Annotated in this window: 18 protein-coding genes; all 18 read right to left on the reverse strand. The window is 61.4% G+C overall.

The window, feature by feature from the left end; all coding sequences use genetic code 11:
- Window positions 1-3: 3 nt before the first annotated feature.
- The gene (locus tag AU381_RS04945; RefSeq protein WP_064240678.1) at window positions 4-1,164 is read right to left on the reverse strand and encodes a phage capsid family protein; all 1,161 of its coding nucleotides are present in this window, start codon (window positions 1,162-1,164) and stop codon (window positions 4-6) included.
- Between the two features lie 38 nt (window positions 1,165-1,202).
- Complete coding sequence (locus tag AU381_RS04950) at window positions 1,203-2,069, reverse strand: hypothetical protein (protein WP_064240679.1); 867 nt, start codon at window positions 2,067-2,069, stop codon at window positions 1,203-1,205.
- A gap of 136 nt (window positions 2,070-2,205) precedes the next feature.
- Entirely contained in the window at window positions 2,206-4,197 is a 1,992-nt protein-coding gene (locus AU381_RS04955) for a portal protein (protein WP_064240680.1), read from the reverse strand.
- Window positions 4,197-5,798, reverse strand: coding sequence for a phage terminase large subunit (terL, locus tag AU381_RS04960; protein ID WP_174552518.1), 1,602 nt, complete (start codon window positions 5,796-5,798; stop codon window positions 4,197-4,199). The genes AU381_RS04955 and terL overlap by 1 nt, the downstream gene beginning before the upstream one ends.
- Complete coding sequence (locus AU381_RS04965; RefSeq protein WP_064240682.1) at window positions 5,716-6,189, reverse strand: terminase small subunit-like protein; 474 nt, start codon at window positions 6,187-6,189, stop codon at window positions 5,716-5,718. Before AU381_RS04965 ends, terL begins: the two co-directional genes overlap by 83 nt.
- A gap of 261 nt (window positions 6,190-6,450) precedes the next feature.
- Window positions 6,451-6,711 carry a hypothetical protein gene (locus tag AU381_RS04970; protein ID WP_064240683.1) on the reverse strand — a complete coding sequence of 87 codons (261 nt, stop codon included), beginning with the start codon at window positions 6,709-6,711 and terminating at the stop codon, window positions 6,451-6,453.
- An 82-nt stretch (window positions 6,712-6,793) separates the two neighbouring features.
- The gene (locus AU381_RS04975; RefSeq protein WP_064240684.1) at window positions 6,794-7,384 is read right to left on the reverse strand and encodes a DUF6362 family protein; all 591 of its coding nucleotides are present in this window, start codon (window positions 7,382-7,384) and stop codon (window positions 6,794-6,796) included.
- Window positions 7,381-7,833 carry a hypothetical protein gene (locus tag AU381_RS04980; RefSeq protein WP_064240685.1) on the reverse strand — a complete coding sequence of 151 codons (453 nt, stop codon included), beginning with the start codon at window positions 7,831-7,833 and terminating at the stop codon, window positions 7,381-7,383. Before AU381_RS04980 ends, AU381_RS04975 begins: the two co-directional genes overlap by 4 nt.
- Window positions 7,830-8,306 carry a helix-turn-helix domain-containing protein gene (locus AU381_RS30440; RefSeq protein WP_064240686.1) on the reverse strand — a complete coding sequence of 159 codons (477 nt, stop codon included), beginning with the start codon at window positions 8,304-8,306 and terminating at the stop codon, window positions 7,830-7,832. The genes AU381_RS04980 and AU381_RS30440 overlap by 4 nt, the downstream gene beginning before the upstream one ends.
- A complete protein-coding gene (locus AU381_RS04990) occupies window positions 8,303-8,584 on the reverse strand; it encodes a hypothetical protein (RefSeq protein ID WP_064240687.1) in 282 nt (93 codons plus the stop codon). Before AU381_RS04990 ends, AU381_RS30440 begins: the two co-directional genes overlap by 4 nt.
- Complete coding sequence (locus tag AU381_RS31195; RefSeq protein ID WP_082909665.1) at window positions 8,581-9,912, reverse strand: DNA cytosine methyltransferase; 1,332 nt, start codon at window positions 9,910-9,912, stop codon at window positions 8,581-8,583. Before AU381_RS31195 ends, AU381_RS04990 begins: the two co-directional genes overlap by 4 nt.
- Window positions 9,825-11,306 (reverse strand): DnaB-like helicase C-terminal domain-containing protein, encoded by a 1,482-nt coding sequence (locus tag AU381_RS05010; protein WP_064240691.1) that lies wholly within the window; start codon window positions 11,304-11,306, stop codon window positions 9,825-9,827. The genes AU381_RS31195 and AU381_RS05010 overlap by 88 nt, the downstream gene beginning before the upstream one ends.
- Window positions 11,303-11,875, reverse strand: a complete 573-nt coding sequence (locus tag AU381_RS05015; RefSeq protein WP_064240692.1) for a hypothetical protein — start codon at window positions 11,873-11,875, stop codon at window positions 11,303-11,305. Before AU381_RS05015 ends, AU381_RS05010 begins: the two co-directional genes overlap by 4 nt.
- Window positions 11,872-12,477, reverse strand: coding sequence for a hypothetical protein (locus tag AU381_RS05020; protein WP_064240693.1), 606 nt, complete (start codon window positions 12,475-12,477; stop codon window positions 11,872-11,874). The genes AU381_RS05015 and AU381_RS05020 overlap by 4 nt, the downstream gene beginning before the upstream one ends.
- Window positions 12,474-12,830 (reverse strand): winged helix-turn-helix domain-containing protein, encoded by a 357-nt coding sequence (locus AU381_RS05025; RefSeq protein WP_064240694.1) that lies wholly within the window; start codon window positions 12,828-12,830, stop codon window positions 12,474-12,476. The genes AU381_RS05020 and AU381_RS05025 overlap by 4 nt, the downstream gene beginning before the upstream one ends.
- Before the next feature lie 87 nt (window positions 12,831-12,917).
- A complete protein-coding gene (locus AU381_RS05030; protein WP_064240695.1) occupies window positions 12,918-13,466 on the reverse strand; it encodes a hypothetical protein in 549 nt (182 codons plus the stop codon).
- Window positions 13,463-13,756 carry a hypothetical protein gene (locus AU381_RS05035; protein WP_064240696.1) on the reverse strand — a complete coding sequence of 98 codons (294 nt, stop codon included), beginning with the start codon at window positions 13,754-13,756 and terminating at the stop codon, window positions 13,463-13,465. The genes AU381_RS05030 and AU381_RS05035 overlap by 4 nt, the downstream gene beginning before the upstream one ends.
- 39 nt (window positions 13,757-13,795) lie before the next feature.
- The gene (locus AU381_RS05040; RefSeq protein ID WP_156528543.1) at window positions 13,796-14,218 is read right to left on the reverse strand and encodes a hypothetical protein; all 423 of its coding nucleotides are present in this window, start codon (window positions 14,216-14,218) and stop codon (window positions 13,796-13,798) included.
- Window positions 14,219-14,365 lie beyond the last annotated feature (147 nt).

Raw genomic sequence — 14,365 nt, forward strand, 5'->3', positions numbered from 1 at the left:
TCATCAGGCGTCGGCTGCAGCAGCGACGAAGCCGGTCGCCACGCCCCACTGCTTGAGGTCGGAACCGTCCATCGGATGCTTCTTGAACATCTTGCCGATGCCATAGGCCATTTCCGTGCCCGTGCCGGTGATGAAGCCGTAATCGTCTTCCTTGCGGAAGGTGGGCTTTGCCATCTGGCCCCATCCGAGAACGGCCGCCTGCTGACCGCAGAGGAAGACCGGCTCGACACGTGCAGACGATGCACCGGCCGTCAGGAGAGTGGTCCAGACGTCGGTGACGTACTGCGAGATTTCCGGCACTTCGCGAATGATGATGCCATCGACGATGAGATCGCCATCCTGGAACAACGGGTTGTTGTTCATGCCGGTGCCCTCGCGGGCGCGGGCGTCCTTGTTCATGGCGACGATGGTCGCATCGAGCTTGTAGTCACGGAACGAGTTCGTGCCGGCGAAGGTCACAAAATACTCGTAGCCGTTTTTGGTCTTGAACGGCTTGATCGCCGGGACCGCAAGCTTGGCCATGCGCTTCAGCAGAGTGATCTGCGCAAAGCTGGCTTTGTCGGCGGTCGTGTCGATGTTGCCGAGCGCGGTGGCGTGGGTGGCGTTGTAGTTTCCGACGGCCGAGCCGTAGAGGATGCGGTCGGAGTTGGAAGCATTCCACGTGTTGCGCTGGGCAGCGGTCGCCAGTTCGTACCGGATACCGTTGACACGGTCGCCGTCGTCGGAGCCGAGAAGCGCAGGGGCGGACTCGGACGGAAGCGCCATGAACGCCTCGATCAGTTCGTCACGCTGCAGTTCCTTGCCCCAATCGGAGAGCAGCGGCTTGGCCTCGGCGAAGATGTCAGCCGAATCCTTCTGCTGATCGCTCTTCTTGGTGGCGACCGCGTGACGAGCCCAATCGAGCCAGAGACGCATGCCGTAGTTGTCGATCTTCTCTTCGTTGCCGACGAGAGTACCGGAGCCCTTGCCCTTGCCGCGAAGCTTGGTGACGAGCGGGATATTCATCTGCTCGCCGCCCTGCTTCAACTCCTGGCGGATGCGGATGATGGCGTTGAGGTCCTGCCCCATGTAGGGGGAGAACATGTTTTCGCGAACGAACTCGCGGTTGATTTCCTTCGTGTAGCGGACAAGCTTGTTGTTGTCCTGAATGGTCGTGACGGCCATTGTCGAGGTCCTTCTAGACGGGCGGCGCCGCTAAGGGCTTACCGCAGTGCGTGGGAGAACAGCGCGCCGTCGCTCATGTCCCCGTCTTCGGCTTGGTTGCCTCCGGTCGGGATACGGCTGAGAGAGGGCGGAAGGCTGGTATTGGGCTGTGACCGAGTGGTGTTCTGGACAGCGCCGTTTCTGGCGCGTTCGATGACCTGGGCCTGAAACGCAGGATCGGCCATCTTCTTTTCGAGTTCAGCCTGAAGCCACGCCTGCGGGTCGTCGCCGACCTGCGAAAGCGTCTGCTGCCGTTTGTGCCACTTCACCAGATTATCGAACGGATGACGCGATTGCATCATCTGCTGGATAGCGTGCTGGCCTTCCGGCGTGCGCGCTGCAGCTTCGATCGCCGCCTTGGCCGCATTCACGGTCTCGGCGCCGTAGGCCTGGACAGCGAGGTTTTCCGACATGAATTCGCGCATGTCGTTCATCTGCTGCTGAACAGGCGTCAACTGGCTTTTCAGGTAGTTGTCCGGATCATCCCAGAGGGTTGCCGGCTGCTGCTCCTGCTGTGGCTGCGCTTGTGCGGGCTGTTGGCGCTGCTGGGTGAGCAACGTCACCTGGCCGCGAAGTTCGGCGAGTTCCCGGCGAAGCGTTTCCGCTTCCTGCTGGGCTTGCTGCCGCTTCTGGCGTTCTTCCTGCACGGCGCCGACCGGGACCTTGTTGCCATTCTCGGCATGGGGCTCGATCGCGGCGGGCTGCTCGGGCTCGACGACTGCGGGCTCTTCTGCCTTGGCGGCAAATCGGCCGTGTTCGTCGCGCTGCTGGCCCGTCTGTTCCGGCTGCTGCTGAATATCGGTGGTTTCCGGCATGGCATCGCCAACACCGGACATGATTTCGTCCAGTTCAGTACCTTCGGTCATTTCGAGATTGCTCCAATGTCGTGGGAGGTTTCACGGATCGCCCTTGAGCCTGGCGGCGGCTTTCGCCCGTCTAGTCGGCGGCACTCTGCTGATGAGCGGGATCAGCTCCCGAGATCGCCCTTGAAGATGGCGGCTCTCACTTCTGCGGCCGAGAAGCGCTTTCCTTCGCTTGGCGAAGGTCGGCGCCCTTGAACGCAAATCGCTCTTCTCTGCTGCGCTCCTGCTCGATCTGCTGGTTGCGCATTTCCATCGGCTTCAGCGCGGTCTCGACCTCTACCTTGCGGGTATCGGCCATGATCTTCGCCGTGCTGGCGTTCTTGTTGCGGAGATCGGCGAACGCGGTGGCGACCTCAATCTCGGACGGGCCGGAACCATCGGGCATGCCGACGGTCTGCGCCTCGGCGGTCGCCTTCATGGCCTGTGCCTGCTTCAACTGCGCGCTCGCCTGCTTCTCGGCAATCTCGGCCTGTGCGCCGGCCATTGCGACGGGATCGGGCTCCTGCTGCTGGGCCTGGCTGAGGATGTCCAGCGCCTTCTTCTTCTGCTTCCCTGCCAGCGGCGAAAGCTCGATGAGGAGCTGAGGCGGAACCTGCTGGCCCTTAGTCGCCATGATCGACAACGTGTCGTAGGCGTCGGCCTGCATGTTGATGGTGTCGGGGCCTTCGTCGATGATGATGTCGACGTCGAGCGAGCCAAGGGCATTCACCAGCGCCGGCTGCCCGGTGCGAGGATCGATGCCCAACTGATTGATGCCGAGGAACTGTGCCATGCCGTCATCATCAGTCACGCGGATCCAGCGCTCTGACGTCCAATGCTCCTGCACGGCCTGCCAGATCATGCGATAGACGCGAAGCTTCCAGCCGCGGAAGGCGAGCAGATAAGGCCCCAGCTCGGCAATGCCCGCCTGCTGCTGCAACTGGATGGCGCGGCCGGACATGTCCTGCACGCCCTGCCCGATCAGCGCCGGGTTGAAGCCGTAGTTCTCGATCTCATCCTTCGCATCCTGCAGGAAGGCGAGATGCCCGCTGAGTTCCTGCCCCTTGGCGCTGTCATCGAACTTCGGCTCGATATTGCCTTCAAACTCGATGACACCGTCGGGACGGGCCGCCTCGCGCCGCGTCTTCTCGATGTCCAGGCCCGAACCCTTGGGAATGATCAGGCGCCGGCTGTTGAGCGTGTGCAGCCCCTTGGAGCGGCGCTGGTTGATCTCGTCCTGGCTGGACCGCATGTTGCGCACGAAGCCGTAGCGGTCGCCCTCATGATCGACGTTGGCCGAATACATGATGTATTTGCAGGCCGTCTTACCCTTCTCGTCGCGAAGGTAGGAGATGCCCGAGGCCAACTTCACCGATCCGGTATAGATGCACCAGTGCCATTCCCCGCCCTTGATGTACCAATGATCGACGAGGCGGATGCGCTTGGCGTTCTCGCTGCCCGAATACCACTTGTCGTCGCTGTCGGGGTTGCTGGTCAGTTCCGTGCCGCGCTCGAGCGAATCCCGGATCAAGTCTTCCTTGTCGGGAAACATCTCGATCACGGTGTCGACGTCAGCCCATTTCCCCTGCCCCATGTAGCGGGCATCGGAGAAATCCATCTTGAGCGAGCGCGGGTCATAGAAGAAGCCCGAGGGGTCGACGATCTCCAGGCCGATTTCCTTGTCGCCCTGGTCGCCTGCCTCGAGGATGATTTCGACACCGCCGAGCCCATCGACCGCGCCATTGAGACCGGAAATCGGCGACTTCTCTTCCCACCGCTGCTGGTCGCAGACATAGCGCAGCACAGCCGTGGCGATCTCGGCGCCTTCCTCATGCTTCGGCGTGCGGGGGAAGCCGCGAGGGTCCTGTTTCTGGCGCTCCAGCAGGCCGACGACGGCGTTGATCTTCCGGCCGATGCGATTGTAGGTGACGACCGGCTGGCGGCGCTGATTGAACTCCTTGATCTGCTTATCGGTCCACTGCGCGCCGTGGTAATAGCGCCGCGCCTCCTGCTGTTCCTTGATCTCCTCGTTCTTGGTCTCGAGGTAGGCCAGATATTCCCTCTTCAGCTTCTCATGGCTGGCGCCCTCGTCGGAAGACGTTGGGCCTTGGGCGGGGCCGCTCCCCTGGGCGTAACCGGTATGGTTCAGCATCAGTAGCTCATCCAATCTCCGGCCTCAGCCGTTTCTGTGTGAGGCCTGTAATCCTGCATCTTCTTCGGCTCTTGCGGCGTCTCAGCGCGCGGCGCATACATCCGATCGAGCAACTGACCGATGAGACCGAGCATATCGACCTGGTCGTCGTTCTTGCCGGCCGGGAAGGTAAGCAACTCCGAGACGAACGCCTCGTACCAAGGCGCATCGATCGGCACATAAAGCCCGTCGAGCGCCATGCGGCCGCGGATCGACTGTGCGCGTATCGCCTTGTCGCCTCGGGTCGGGAATGCCTCGCAGACCACATAGGCCTTGCGCTCTCTCATCCGCCGATCTCGGAAGGGGCCAACGCCCGATTTGATCTGTCCGGTTTCCTCTGCCCAGCCGTTGGGCTTCCACTGCAAGACCATGTCGCAGAAGGCTTCGATCCACTGATCGGAAGAGGCCTGCTTGCGCCACAGGTCGAGCAGCCACATGCGGCCCTGCGCATCGAGGCCGATCGCGCCGTGCACCGTATAGTCGCCGCCGTTTGCCGTGACCGCATAGTCGGAGCCGCCATAGACCGAGAGCGTGTCCCTTGTCGGAATGTCTTTGAGGTAGCAGGGCTTCAACCATGCCGCCTTGAATAGACCGCCCTCGCGAGGCGCCGGCCGCTGCTGGAACTGACCGGCGACGGCATAGGCGTCCATCACCTTCTTGTCGCGCTCGACGACCTCACGCGGGAAACGCTCCGGGAAAAGCAAATCCCCATCATGCTTGCGCGGATCAACGAACCCGATCGAGGTGTAACAGCGCCGCTCCGGCTCGAACTCCATCGGCAGCATCAGATGCTCGTAACCGAAGTCATTTGCCAGGATCAGGCCCGAGACATCATCCTCGTGCAATCTCTGCATGACGACGACGATTGCCGACCGATCCGGATTGTTGAGGCGCGTCGGGACCGATTCCCTGAATGTCGAATTGACGTTCTCGCGCTCTGCATCCGAGTTCGCATTGTCGACCGAGAGAGGATCGTCGATCAGCACCCTGTCGCCGCGCGAGCCGGTCAGGCCGGTGAAGGCCATCGCCTCGCGAAAGCCGGTCGCCGTGTTCTCAAACTTCGTCTTGGCGTTCTGGTCGCTGGTGAGCTCGACCTGTCGGCCCCAGCGCTCCCGATACCATTCCGACGTCACCAAGCGCCTCATCTTCAGGTTATCGCGAATGCCAAGCGGCAGACTGTGCGACGTCCCGAGGTAGCGCATATGCGGGAGACCCTTCGGCCCCCACTCCCACGCCGGCCACATGACGCCGACGGACAGCGACTTCATCGTGCCCGGAGGGATGTTGATCAGCAGGCGCAGTATCTGCCCCGCCGTCACGGCCTCCAGATGCTCGCTGAGCGCGTCCAGATGCCAACCGTGCTTGTATGGCTGCCCGGGCTCCAGAACGTGCCAGGCTGCCTTGGTGAAGGACGAGAGCGATGCGCCGGTGTGCTCAAGCTCCCGGTCAAAGCTACTCTGCGCTTGCCGCTTTTGCCTCTCAGCCCTGATGATCTCCAGCATCTTCGCCGGCGGCAATGGCAATTCCACCGAGAGCGGTTTCGAGGGCTGCAAGCTGTTCATCCGTCATCCCGGAAACATCGAAGCGGACAGGGCCGCCATTGGGGCCGCTGATTTCCTTGGCGACACGATCGCCGAACCGCTTGGGAGCGATCTTGCTCATCAGCCACTTGCGCGTGTCGACGCGAAGGCGGGCGCGGTTCACATCGTTCTTGTCGTCATCGGCGATTTCGAGCAGGTCCTCGGCCAGAGAATCCATCTGGGCCTCTCTGGCGCGCGTGTATTGCGTATAAAAACCGTTGCGATCCTGCGTGGCCCAGAGCCTTACCGTGCTCTCGTGAGGCATATCGACCGAGCGGCATATCTTGCGAAGGCTATCACCCGACGCGATGCGCTCGACGATCTTGGCCGCGAGTTCAGGTGTGTACTCGGTGGGCCTACCCTTCTTTGCCATAGGAATTATTTTCTATCCGTCCGCTGGCGACTTCGCATTTAGCGATATGAATATTCTACCGACTTGCTCACTTAGCGCCGTATGATGAGGGAGTACCAGCCCCGGAGCGGCGGCGCGGCTTCTACAGCCGTGAGTGAAAGCCTTGTTCCTCGCGTCGGTTGTCGAAGTTGAGGAATTCCGCCCCCTATGAAACTTTGCCGGGCTGCGGCTTTATGTTGAACCAGGGGCCGAACCAGCCGCGAGGAGGCTTGGGCTTGGGCACTAGACAGCCTGCAGAGAGCCCTTGGCGACGAGCGCCCTGAGTTTCGCGGCCTTGCGATCGCGCTTCTCCTGAGCAAGGCGCATGCGGTCTCTGATTGCGCGCTTCTCCTCGACAGTGACCTTCGGTCTGGCCGGGGGAATGTACGGCGAGGACAGATCGATGTCGCCGCGCCGGATCTCAACCGGAGAGCCACGGCACAGGCCAGCAGATGCGAGGACGGCGAAGGTTGCGGCTGCTGAAATCGACACCAGTCTCTTCACGCTCATCTCCTCAAACGACAACCCCGCCTCGGGTTACCGGGACGGGGTCAGGCGCTACCCTTTTGGATAGCGGGATGAATTGTCAGGCGATATGCCGCGCCCGAATCTCTCGGGGTTTGATTACTCTGGATTTCGCCAGTGCAGGGTCAACTTGCGGCTTTCCGTCCGGTGCGATCCAGTGTGTGGCGCACTTTTCGGACGATACCGTTGTTGATGTGATATCTGGCTGATTTTCGGACAGGCTGCAATCGTCATTGTTCAGCCGAACAAGCATAATCTGGTTGAGATTGTTCGCAATTTGTTGACAAATACGGGTGATCTCCCGCCGCAACATTCGGTCGTTCATGTCGTTTTCTGCTGCAAATCGGGAAAGTTTCATCCCTTTTCGCACCTTCACCCACGACCAGGCATAGATAAGCTTGCGGTCTGCTTCGCTCGGGAGCGCATTGATCCATTGCCATGCCTGCTGCATTCGGCTCAGGGAGGCGGCTGACGCGCTTTCCTGATATCGGGCTGCATGGAACCCGTAGGCCTCATCATAGCGCCTGACCGGCTCCGGCATGGCGTTGCCGAACATCTTCGGCCCCTTGACCGATGGAGAGATGCGCAGCGTGTCGGCCATCTCCAGTATCCTGCCCTCGACGGCCTTCCACGTCCATGCCTCGTATTTCATGCCGCCTCTCCTATCATGTCCAATAGATCGCCTTGGATGGGGGTGAAGAACTTGGTGCTAAGCAGCACGACGAGAACCTTCCATGTCTCAATGCCGAGCCGCATGGCCTTTGCCTTGCGCCGGAGGCTGCCGAGGTCGATCGCGTCGAAGTCCTGAGTCAACGTCGGCCGGCGGGCGAGATCCGGATTGCGCTCGAGCAGATGGGAAACCGCGGTGATCATGTCGGCATAGAGCTCGGCTGCATTCGCCCGGGTTCCGGTCATCAGCATGAGAACAAGCTTTAGATGATCCTCGCCATGCTCCCGGCCGATGTCGCGCACCGTCGGCTTGCAATAGCACTCGAAGGCCTTCCGGCTGGTCGGGCTGTGCAAGTGACCGTCGCGCAGGATCACGCCGCACTGACGGGCAACCTTGTAGATGTCGCAGCGACGGGCCCCGGCTTTGGTCATGCGGCCTTCGCCTTCTGCGCTTCGATTTTCTTGACTGCATGAAGGACGGTCGTGTGATCGCGCCCGCCGAACATGCGCCCGATCTCTGGATAGGACTTTCCGAAGTAGGCCCAAACCTCCCACATGAGGAGCTGCCGAGCGGCCGTCACCGTACGAACGCGACTCGGCCCGATGATGTCGCCGAGCGAGTAACCGAGGCTCTCGGCGCGCCGCTGCACATGGCGCTTTGCCCGGTTTGCGACCTTCTTAAACTTGTGCTCGCGCCATGCTGACAGATGGGAATCGAATTGCACCGGCTCCCTTTGCCACAGAGGGCGCTCAGCGCGCGTTACTTGCGGCGTGGGCGGCAACACGGCCCGGATGCGCGGCTCGCTTATTGCAGGTCCCATGAGCCTTGCGCGTCGGGCTGCATAGGCCTTCGTCATATCGGCGGCGCTGGTGAATGTCTCGGCTTCGAGGGGCTGGTAGATCATGCCGACCTCCTCTCGACGGCGATCTCGCGCCCGTTCCTGAAGAGCCTCTCGGCTGCTGCCTTTGCCGCCTCGCACCTCACGCCATCGCGTCGGTAGTCGCCGTTGAAATAGGAGAGCAGATGGCGGTTGATGGCGCGGAGGGCGTCGAGCTCGGTCGGGAAGACGTGGGGCTTCTCGCCTTCGGTCAGGACGGGCTTCGGGTGGCTATCCCGGGCAAACCGGAGCATCGCCCAAAACCCGCCTGGCACTGCCTTGGTAAAGCCGGCGAACTCGTTCATGCGGCGACCTCCATCAACCGAACAAGGCGAGCTGCGCCGGCGGAGCCTCGCGCGGCAAGCCGAGTTGCAAGAGTGCGGATCGCATACGCTGCTTGAAGCGGGACAACTCCGTTGCCGAGCATGCGAAGTCGGTCCACGCGAGCAATGTCCAGCCGGGAGGCCAGCCCATCAGCCATTCGACGAAAAGCGGGTTCAAGCTCCGGCGCTCTTTCGAGGACGGCTCTCCACCCGTCTCTGTCGGCAGGACCGGGAGGGAAGACGGGTCGAAGCCAAGGCGCCGCTGTGTCGCCTCGCTCACGAGATAGATTTCGCGAGGCACTTCCCCCATCACCATTTCGGCCTGTTGCGCGATCGAGAGCGATGACATGCTGTCTGGTCGGTCCATCGCGATCGATGATGTCCTCTCCGATGATACCCTGGGTGTTGCCCATTGCTGGGCTTGCGCCGGCAGAGGGACCCCGCCCGCTCCGAAACTCTGGTTCGGCCCGCCCTTCTCCCCGTCCGATGCTCTCGGCGTTGACCAGAGCGCAGCCTCTCGCAGCAGGCAACGTCCTTGCTTCGACGCTTCGGTAACCTTCTCCCCGCTGTCGCTGGCGGTCGGTGTCGCCCAGGTCGACGCCTGAAAGGTAGCCACCGCCATCGGCAGCGTGGAGTTGGGCGAGCCGGTGTCTCTGCGAGTCAGGTCTGCGCCCTTGGTTCCGTCCCCCGCCGACGCGGTCGGCCACTGCGAGGATGAAAAACCGCTCTCTTTCGTGGCTTGCACCGACTTCTGCCGCCGTGAACAATCCTCCCTCAGTCTGGAAGCCCAGGCGGTGAAGGTCTCGCCAGACACGTTCCGCACCGCCCGAAGACAGCATCCCACGGACGTTCTCGATGAGGACGAACCAGGCGCCCGACTGGACGATGATGCGGCGGGCGTCGGACCAAAGGTCACGCTCGTCTTCTTCCCCGAGGCGCTTTCCGGCAAGGCTGTGAGGCTGGCACGGGATGCCGCCAATGAGGCCGTCCACTGCGCCACGCCATGCGCGGCCGTCGAAGGATCGGGCATCGCTCCAAATAGGTGCTGGAGCCAGGAGGCCCGCTTCCATAGCTGATACCAGTTGCGCGACCGCGAAGGCTTCCCTCTCGACCATGCACACTGTTCGAGCGCCTTGAACTGCCAGTTCGAAGCCGAGATCGAGGCCGGCTCCTCCGGTGCAGATGGAGAGGATGTTGATGTGTTCGGGACATACAGCCACATTCACAGCATTCTCCCCTGATTGGTCTGCTGCAGGTCGGTGAACATCGTCCGCGGGCCGTCCCACCCGACCTCTTTGCGCTGCGGCCATCTCGTATGGCGGGACAGCGCAAGCACGATTTCCGCCTTGTCCTTCACGGTCGACATGACCTCTTCCCAGATCGGATGGAGATCGGAGACTTCGGCCGGCTCGAGCTCGGTCAGGATGGTTTCGGCCCGGAAGGGAATGATCACCTGATTGGCGTCCTTCTCGCAGGAGCCGAAGATGTCGCCGTATTTCGGCCGGCGGCTGATCGCGGCCAGATAGGTCTTGCGGGTGATGTTCCGGTCTGTGATCTCGAAGGTGTTTTTCTTGAGCTGGGCCGCCGCGACGATCGGCAGATTGCATTCCCCTGCAGCCATCTTCAGAGACCGCGTGACGAGCGGCGCGAATTCCGCGTCACTCATGCGGGTTTGCCCCGCTTCGCGCTCCACGAGGCCGATATGGTCGACTACGGCCATGCCGCCGGGGTGGCGCTTGGAGAAGTCGGCAATTTCACGCTTGATCTGACGGAGCGACATGGAATCGTCGCGGATATAAACCCTGTCCTGCCACGTCTCGGCATTGCGACGAGCCATCTCGAGGGTTTCATATTCCTGGTCGGAGACCTTGCCGCGGATCTGCCGCCATGCCTGGATATCGGTCAGACGGGACAGCGCCCTATGCGCCAGTTCCTCGTCCTTCATCTCGCCGGAATTCACCCATGCCGCATGGCCGTTGATGGCGGCGCCGGCAATGATCTGTTCGATAAGGGTGGACTTGCCCTGCTTGGTGGCACCGCCAACAATGATCAACTGGCCCGGGAGGAATGGGCCGATCATGTTCATGAGCCATGCGAGGCCGTAGTCGACGCCGGCAATGCCCTTGCCTTGGTAGGCGTCTGCTGTGGAGGCCAAGGCCCGCTTGGCAGCATCGGCCAGCGTCTTCGCCCTCTGCTCGCCATTCAGAGCCCTTACAACTTCATCGAAGCGGACACGGAGCGCATCGACCTCGTCCATGATGTCGATGTCTCTGGAATAGGCCGCCTCGTCCAACCGCTCCCCGAGTGTGATGCATGCGCGACGGGCGGCGCAGTCCATGATTGCCCTGGCGTAATCGGGAGCACCGATCACGTTGACCGCATTGACGGCCAGATGGGCGAGATATTGGGCCGTCGTCTTGTCGCCGACCATGCCGGACGGGATCAGCGCCTTGATGGTGACAGGGTTTACCGCCCTGCCCGCCTTGCGCATGTCGGTGATGGCTTCCCAGATTTCGACGTGGAGCTTTTCGTAAAAGTGACGGGCCTCGAAGCCGGGGGGCAGGACGTCATAAGCCGCGTTGTTGACCATGACGGCGCCGAGCAAAGCCTGCTCCGCGTCCATGTTGCTCGGCAGTTCGCGCGTCTGCCTCTCGCCGTGCATGGCGCGCTCTTCTGCTGTGAGTTGGTAGGCGTGGGCGTTCATGCCTGCCTCCCGGCGTAGAGGATGACCGGCGCGCGCGGCAGGCGGGGCTTCTCGGTCCAGACGTACCAGGCGTGATCTTCCGTCCCGGTGACGCCGTCGAGCGTCCAACTGATCCTGTCGGTCAGGGCAATCTTGGCAGCGAAGCGCGGGTTGTTCTGAAACAGGTGCTGGCGGGTGCTGCCGAAATCGAACTTGGCAGTCAGGAGCAGAGCGACCAGCCCGGGACAGAATAGCAGCGCACGTTCTGCGAACTTCACCGCGTCCCTGTTGCCTTTCCCGTAGGGAGGGTTGGTTATGATCCCGTCCGGGCAAAACAGAGCGGCGGTCGGTTTGAAGTTGAGGAAATCGAGAACGTGATCATGACGACGGCCATAAACCGCGATATCGGACGTGGTAACGCGAGCACCAGCCTCGCAGAGGACATCAGCCATGAGATGGTTACCGGCGGCCGGTTCCCAGACCGACATCCCATCGATCGGGAAATTCCGGATCAATGCCTCTGTAACCCATGGTTCTGTCTGATAAAGGTCGTTTTCGGCTCGAGCGTATTTCGATGCGGTGACCGTCATGCTGCCGCCCCTCCGAACAGATCACCGCCGGCGCGCGTATTGCGCTGCTGCAGCAATTGCATGAATGCCGGCTCATACCGGCGCGCGTGTAGTTTGGAATGGCGCCAGCAGACGGCCAGAGCGCAGGCCTCGGCGGCGTTGTGGCTGATGGCCTTCTGAGGGGGGAGAACGATGCCCATCCGCTCGCATTCGGCGACGGCGGCCGATTTCCAATCCTTCTTGCCCTTGTTGTCGAGCGGAGGCTTGAAGCCCTTCCCGAAGAAGGAGACACGCCAGGAGACGGCCGGGATGGTCCCGTAAGGGATGCCGAAATTCGCGAGGGTGGAGACAATCGCCGCAGTAGCCAGCCAAGGATAGATCATCGCATCGGCCGAGGTATTGCCGATCTTGGCGAGGCTCTGCTCTTCGAGGACGGCAAAGTCCGGCTTGCCGTGCTGGCGGATCAAGGCCGTGACCTTCAGGCCGATCTGGTCGCCGGTGTAATAATGATCCGCGCCCTTCGGCATTTCGAGGACGCCGCATGCGATTGAGGAATGATCGCGCTCTGTATTCCAGAAGGCCCAGCCAGAGGATTTCGAGGGATCGAAGCCGAACACCTTCATGCGCCGGCCTCCGTAGGAATGAGCCGGTAGAAGGTCTCGGAACCGCGTCCGCCGCCGGTCGTGACGATGGACCAGCCGTGACGCTCGACCACCTTCCTCAACCGGGAGACTTGAACGTTGATGAGGTTGTCGGCGAGATCGGGGCCGCCATCGGGCCGGGCATCGAACAGCGACGAAATCAGGGCTGCTTTTGCAACCGTGCGGCCGATGCGCTTGGCGAAAAGCTCAAGGATAGCTTTCTGCTGCCCGCGCGGCACTCGCTCCAACACCATATCGATTGGAGCGGCCTCGCCGATGTAGCCGTTGCAGCAAGGGCATGTGTAGCTTTGAACCTGGGGGATGACGTTCATCATGGCCTGCCTTCGGAAAGAAGAGCGGCGCATTCGCGCGCCGTAGGTGGGCCGCCGTCTTGGGAGGGAGGAGCGGCCTGGGAGGAGCGGTTAATCTTCGGAATCGGAGAACGGGTCTTCGCCTGATGCAGGCGGCTCTTCGTTCGTGGCTGCTGCATTGATGCGCGCCAGGATGTCGGGGATCTCGGTGTCGTATTCAGCTTTCCCGGCGTCGTAGGATTCCAGCCACAGCTTGTCGTCGACGCTGCCGGCGTCGTATCCGGAAACCCGGTCGGAATTATTCAGCCCGGCATAGAAGCCCTTGGCTTGGATCATCTGCTCTTGGTTGACGCGGTCGACGCGCGTGAAGAGATCACCCTTGATATTCTGGTCGGGGATGAGGCCCAGATAAGCGAGGTTCTCCATGTCGCGTTTCAGCTTATCGACAGGCTTCTGCTGGTCATCTGCCCTGAACGACTTGAGCAGGTGGTCAAGCTGCGACGATGGAATTCCGGCTGCCTTAGCATTGAGGCGGTTCGTCTTCTTCTTTTCGGCAAGAAGACGGGCTTGCGCATCGATCTCCCGATCGGTGCGGTGGTAATAGCTGAGCGTTACACGGCGCTCGCGTTCTGCCTTGGCGGTGTCGTTTACGAGGCTCATGGCAGCTCCCTTTCAAGACGGTCGAGGGCGTCGTGAGCATCGCGGATGTAGGAGCAAGCATCGCGGCTGGCGGAACCAAGAGCGCCGAAGAGGCCTTCCACCTGTGGTGCCTGCTTCCCGGTTGACGCGTTCACTGGAACGTCCCCACAAAGGCGGCTGACATAAGCCTGCACGCGGAGCGACAGAGACTTAGCGCCTTCCAGCGCCTCGGAGGCGATCTGCAGATTGTTAGGGAGCCTTGTAGGTTCCGCTTCCCCGGAATAACCGAGCGTCGATTGTGCGTATGCCATTCACCCTATCCTTTCCTTGGCTTCAGATGCTTCCGGCGGTCAGTTTTTGACCCCTTCCCTTCGAGCATCAATTTTCGCGCGAAGAGCCTGAAGCTCAGCGCTAAGATCTTCAAAATGTTCACTCCCGAACCTCGCTTTCTCGGCCTCGATCTTTTGCATCAGTGATTCCGCCTTCCTGGCGCACAGATCGAGATACGCTTTGTGGATCCGGACCAAGAGCGAGACCGAGGGGTCCGTTTCCCCGTTGATAAGCCTGCGGAGCGAGCGCGCCGTCATGCCGACATTGCGACCAACCCGCTCAAGGGCGTTCATCTGGTCGCCGTTCCCCCGGCTCTCCAGTTCGACCATTTGCTTTGCATAGGAACTCGCCATGTCTGGCGATAACGCTACGCTACCCATTGTTTTCGCCTCTTCTTTTGTTTTTGCGCTTGTCAAAATTCGGTCTGAGAATTTCCGGTCCACGTTCGGTTCTCCTGATATTTTTTTCTCAGATCAGGAGGCGGACATGGAAAGGAGTTACCCCCGCCCCGCATAGGCAACCCGGCGAACTTGCCGAGGTGCACTACCCGCAACCGCGGGACGAGAATTGGTTGCATAAGGATTTGAAAG

Origin of the sequence: Sinorhizobium glycinis (genome assembly GCF_001651865.1) — a bacterium.
GTDB classification, from domain to species: Bacteria; Pseudomonadota; Alphaproteobacteria; order Rhizobiales; family Rhizobiaceae; genus Sinorhizobium; species Sinorhizobium glycinis.

Bases quoted from the DNA above. Each gene is read 5' to 3' on its own strand.
- AU381_RS04945 (WP_064240678.1), bottom strand. From the start codon at position 1,164: ATGGCCGTCACGACCATTCAGGACAACAACAAGCTTGTCCGCTACACG.
- AU381_RS04950 (WP_064240679.1), bottom strand. From the start codon at position 2,069: ATGACCGAAGGTACTGAACTGGACGAAATCATGTCCGGTGTTGGCGAT.
- AU381_RS04955 (WP_064240680.1), bottom strand. From the start codon at position 4,197: ATGCTGAACCATACCGGTTACGCCCAGGGGAGCGGCCCCGCCCAAGGC.
- terL (WP_174552518.1), bottom strand. From the start codon at position 5,798: ATGAACAGCTTGCAGCCCTCGAAACCGCTCTCGGTGGAATTGCCATTG.
- AU381_RS04965 (WP_064240682.1), bottom strand. From the start codon at position 6,189: ATGGCAAAGAAGGGTAGGCCCACCGAGTACACACCTGAACTCGCGGCC.
- AU381_RS04975 (WP_064240684.1), bottom strand. From the start codon at position 7,384: ATGAAATACGAGGCATGGACGTGGAAGGCCGTCGAGGGCAGGATACTG.
- AU381_RS04980 (WP_064240685.1), bottom strand. From the start codon at position 7,833: ATGACCAAAGCCGGGGCCCGTCGCTGCGACATCTACAAGGTTGCCCGT.
- AU381_RS30440 (WP_064240686.1), bottom strand. From the start codon at position 8,306: ATGATCTACCAGCCCCTCGAAGCCGAGACATTCACCAGCGCCGCCGAT.
- AU381_RS04990 (WP_064240687.1), bottom strand. From the start codon at position 8,584: ATGAACGAGTTCGCCGGCTTTACCAAGGCAGTGCCAGGCGGGTTTTGG.
- AU381_RS31195 (WP_082909665.1), bottom strand. From the start codon at position 9,912: ATGGCCGCAGCGCAAAGAGGTCGGGTGGGACGGCCCGCGGACGATGTT.
- AU381_RS05010 (WP_064240691.1), bottom strand. From the start codon at position 11,306: ATGAACGCCCACGCCTACCAACTCACAGCAGAAGAGCGCGCCATGCAC.
- AU381_RS05015 (WP_064240692.1), bottom strand. From the start codon at position 11,875: ATGACGGTCACCGCATCGAAATACGCTCGAGCCGAAAACGACCTTTAT.
- AU381_RS05020 (WP_064240693.1), bottom strand. From the start codon at position 12,477: ATGAAGGTGTTCGGCTTCGATCCCTCGAAATCCTCTGGCTGGGCCTTC.
- AU381_RS05025 (WP_064240694.1), bottom strand. From the start codon at position 12,830: ATGATGAACGTCATCCCCCAGGTTCAAAGCTACACATGCCCTTGCTGC.
- AU381_RS05030 (WP_064240695.1), bottom strand. From the start codon at position 13,466: ATGAGCCTCGTAAACGACACCGCCAAGGCAGAACGCGAGCGCCGTGTA.
- AU381_RS05035 (WP_064240696.1), bottom strand. From the start codon at position 13,756: ATGGCATACGCACAATCGACGCTCGGTTATTCCGGGGAAGCGGAACCT.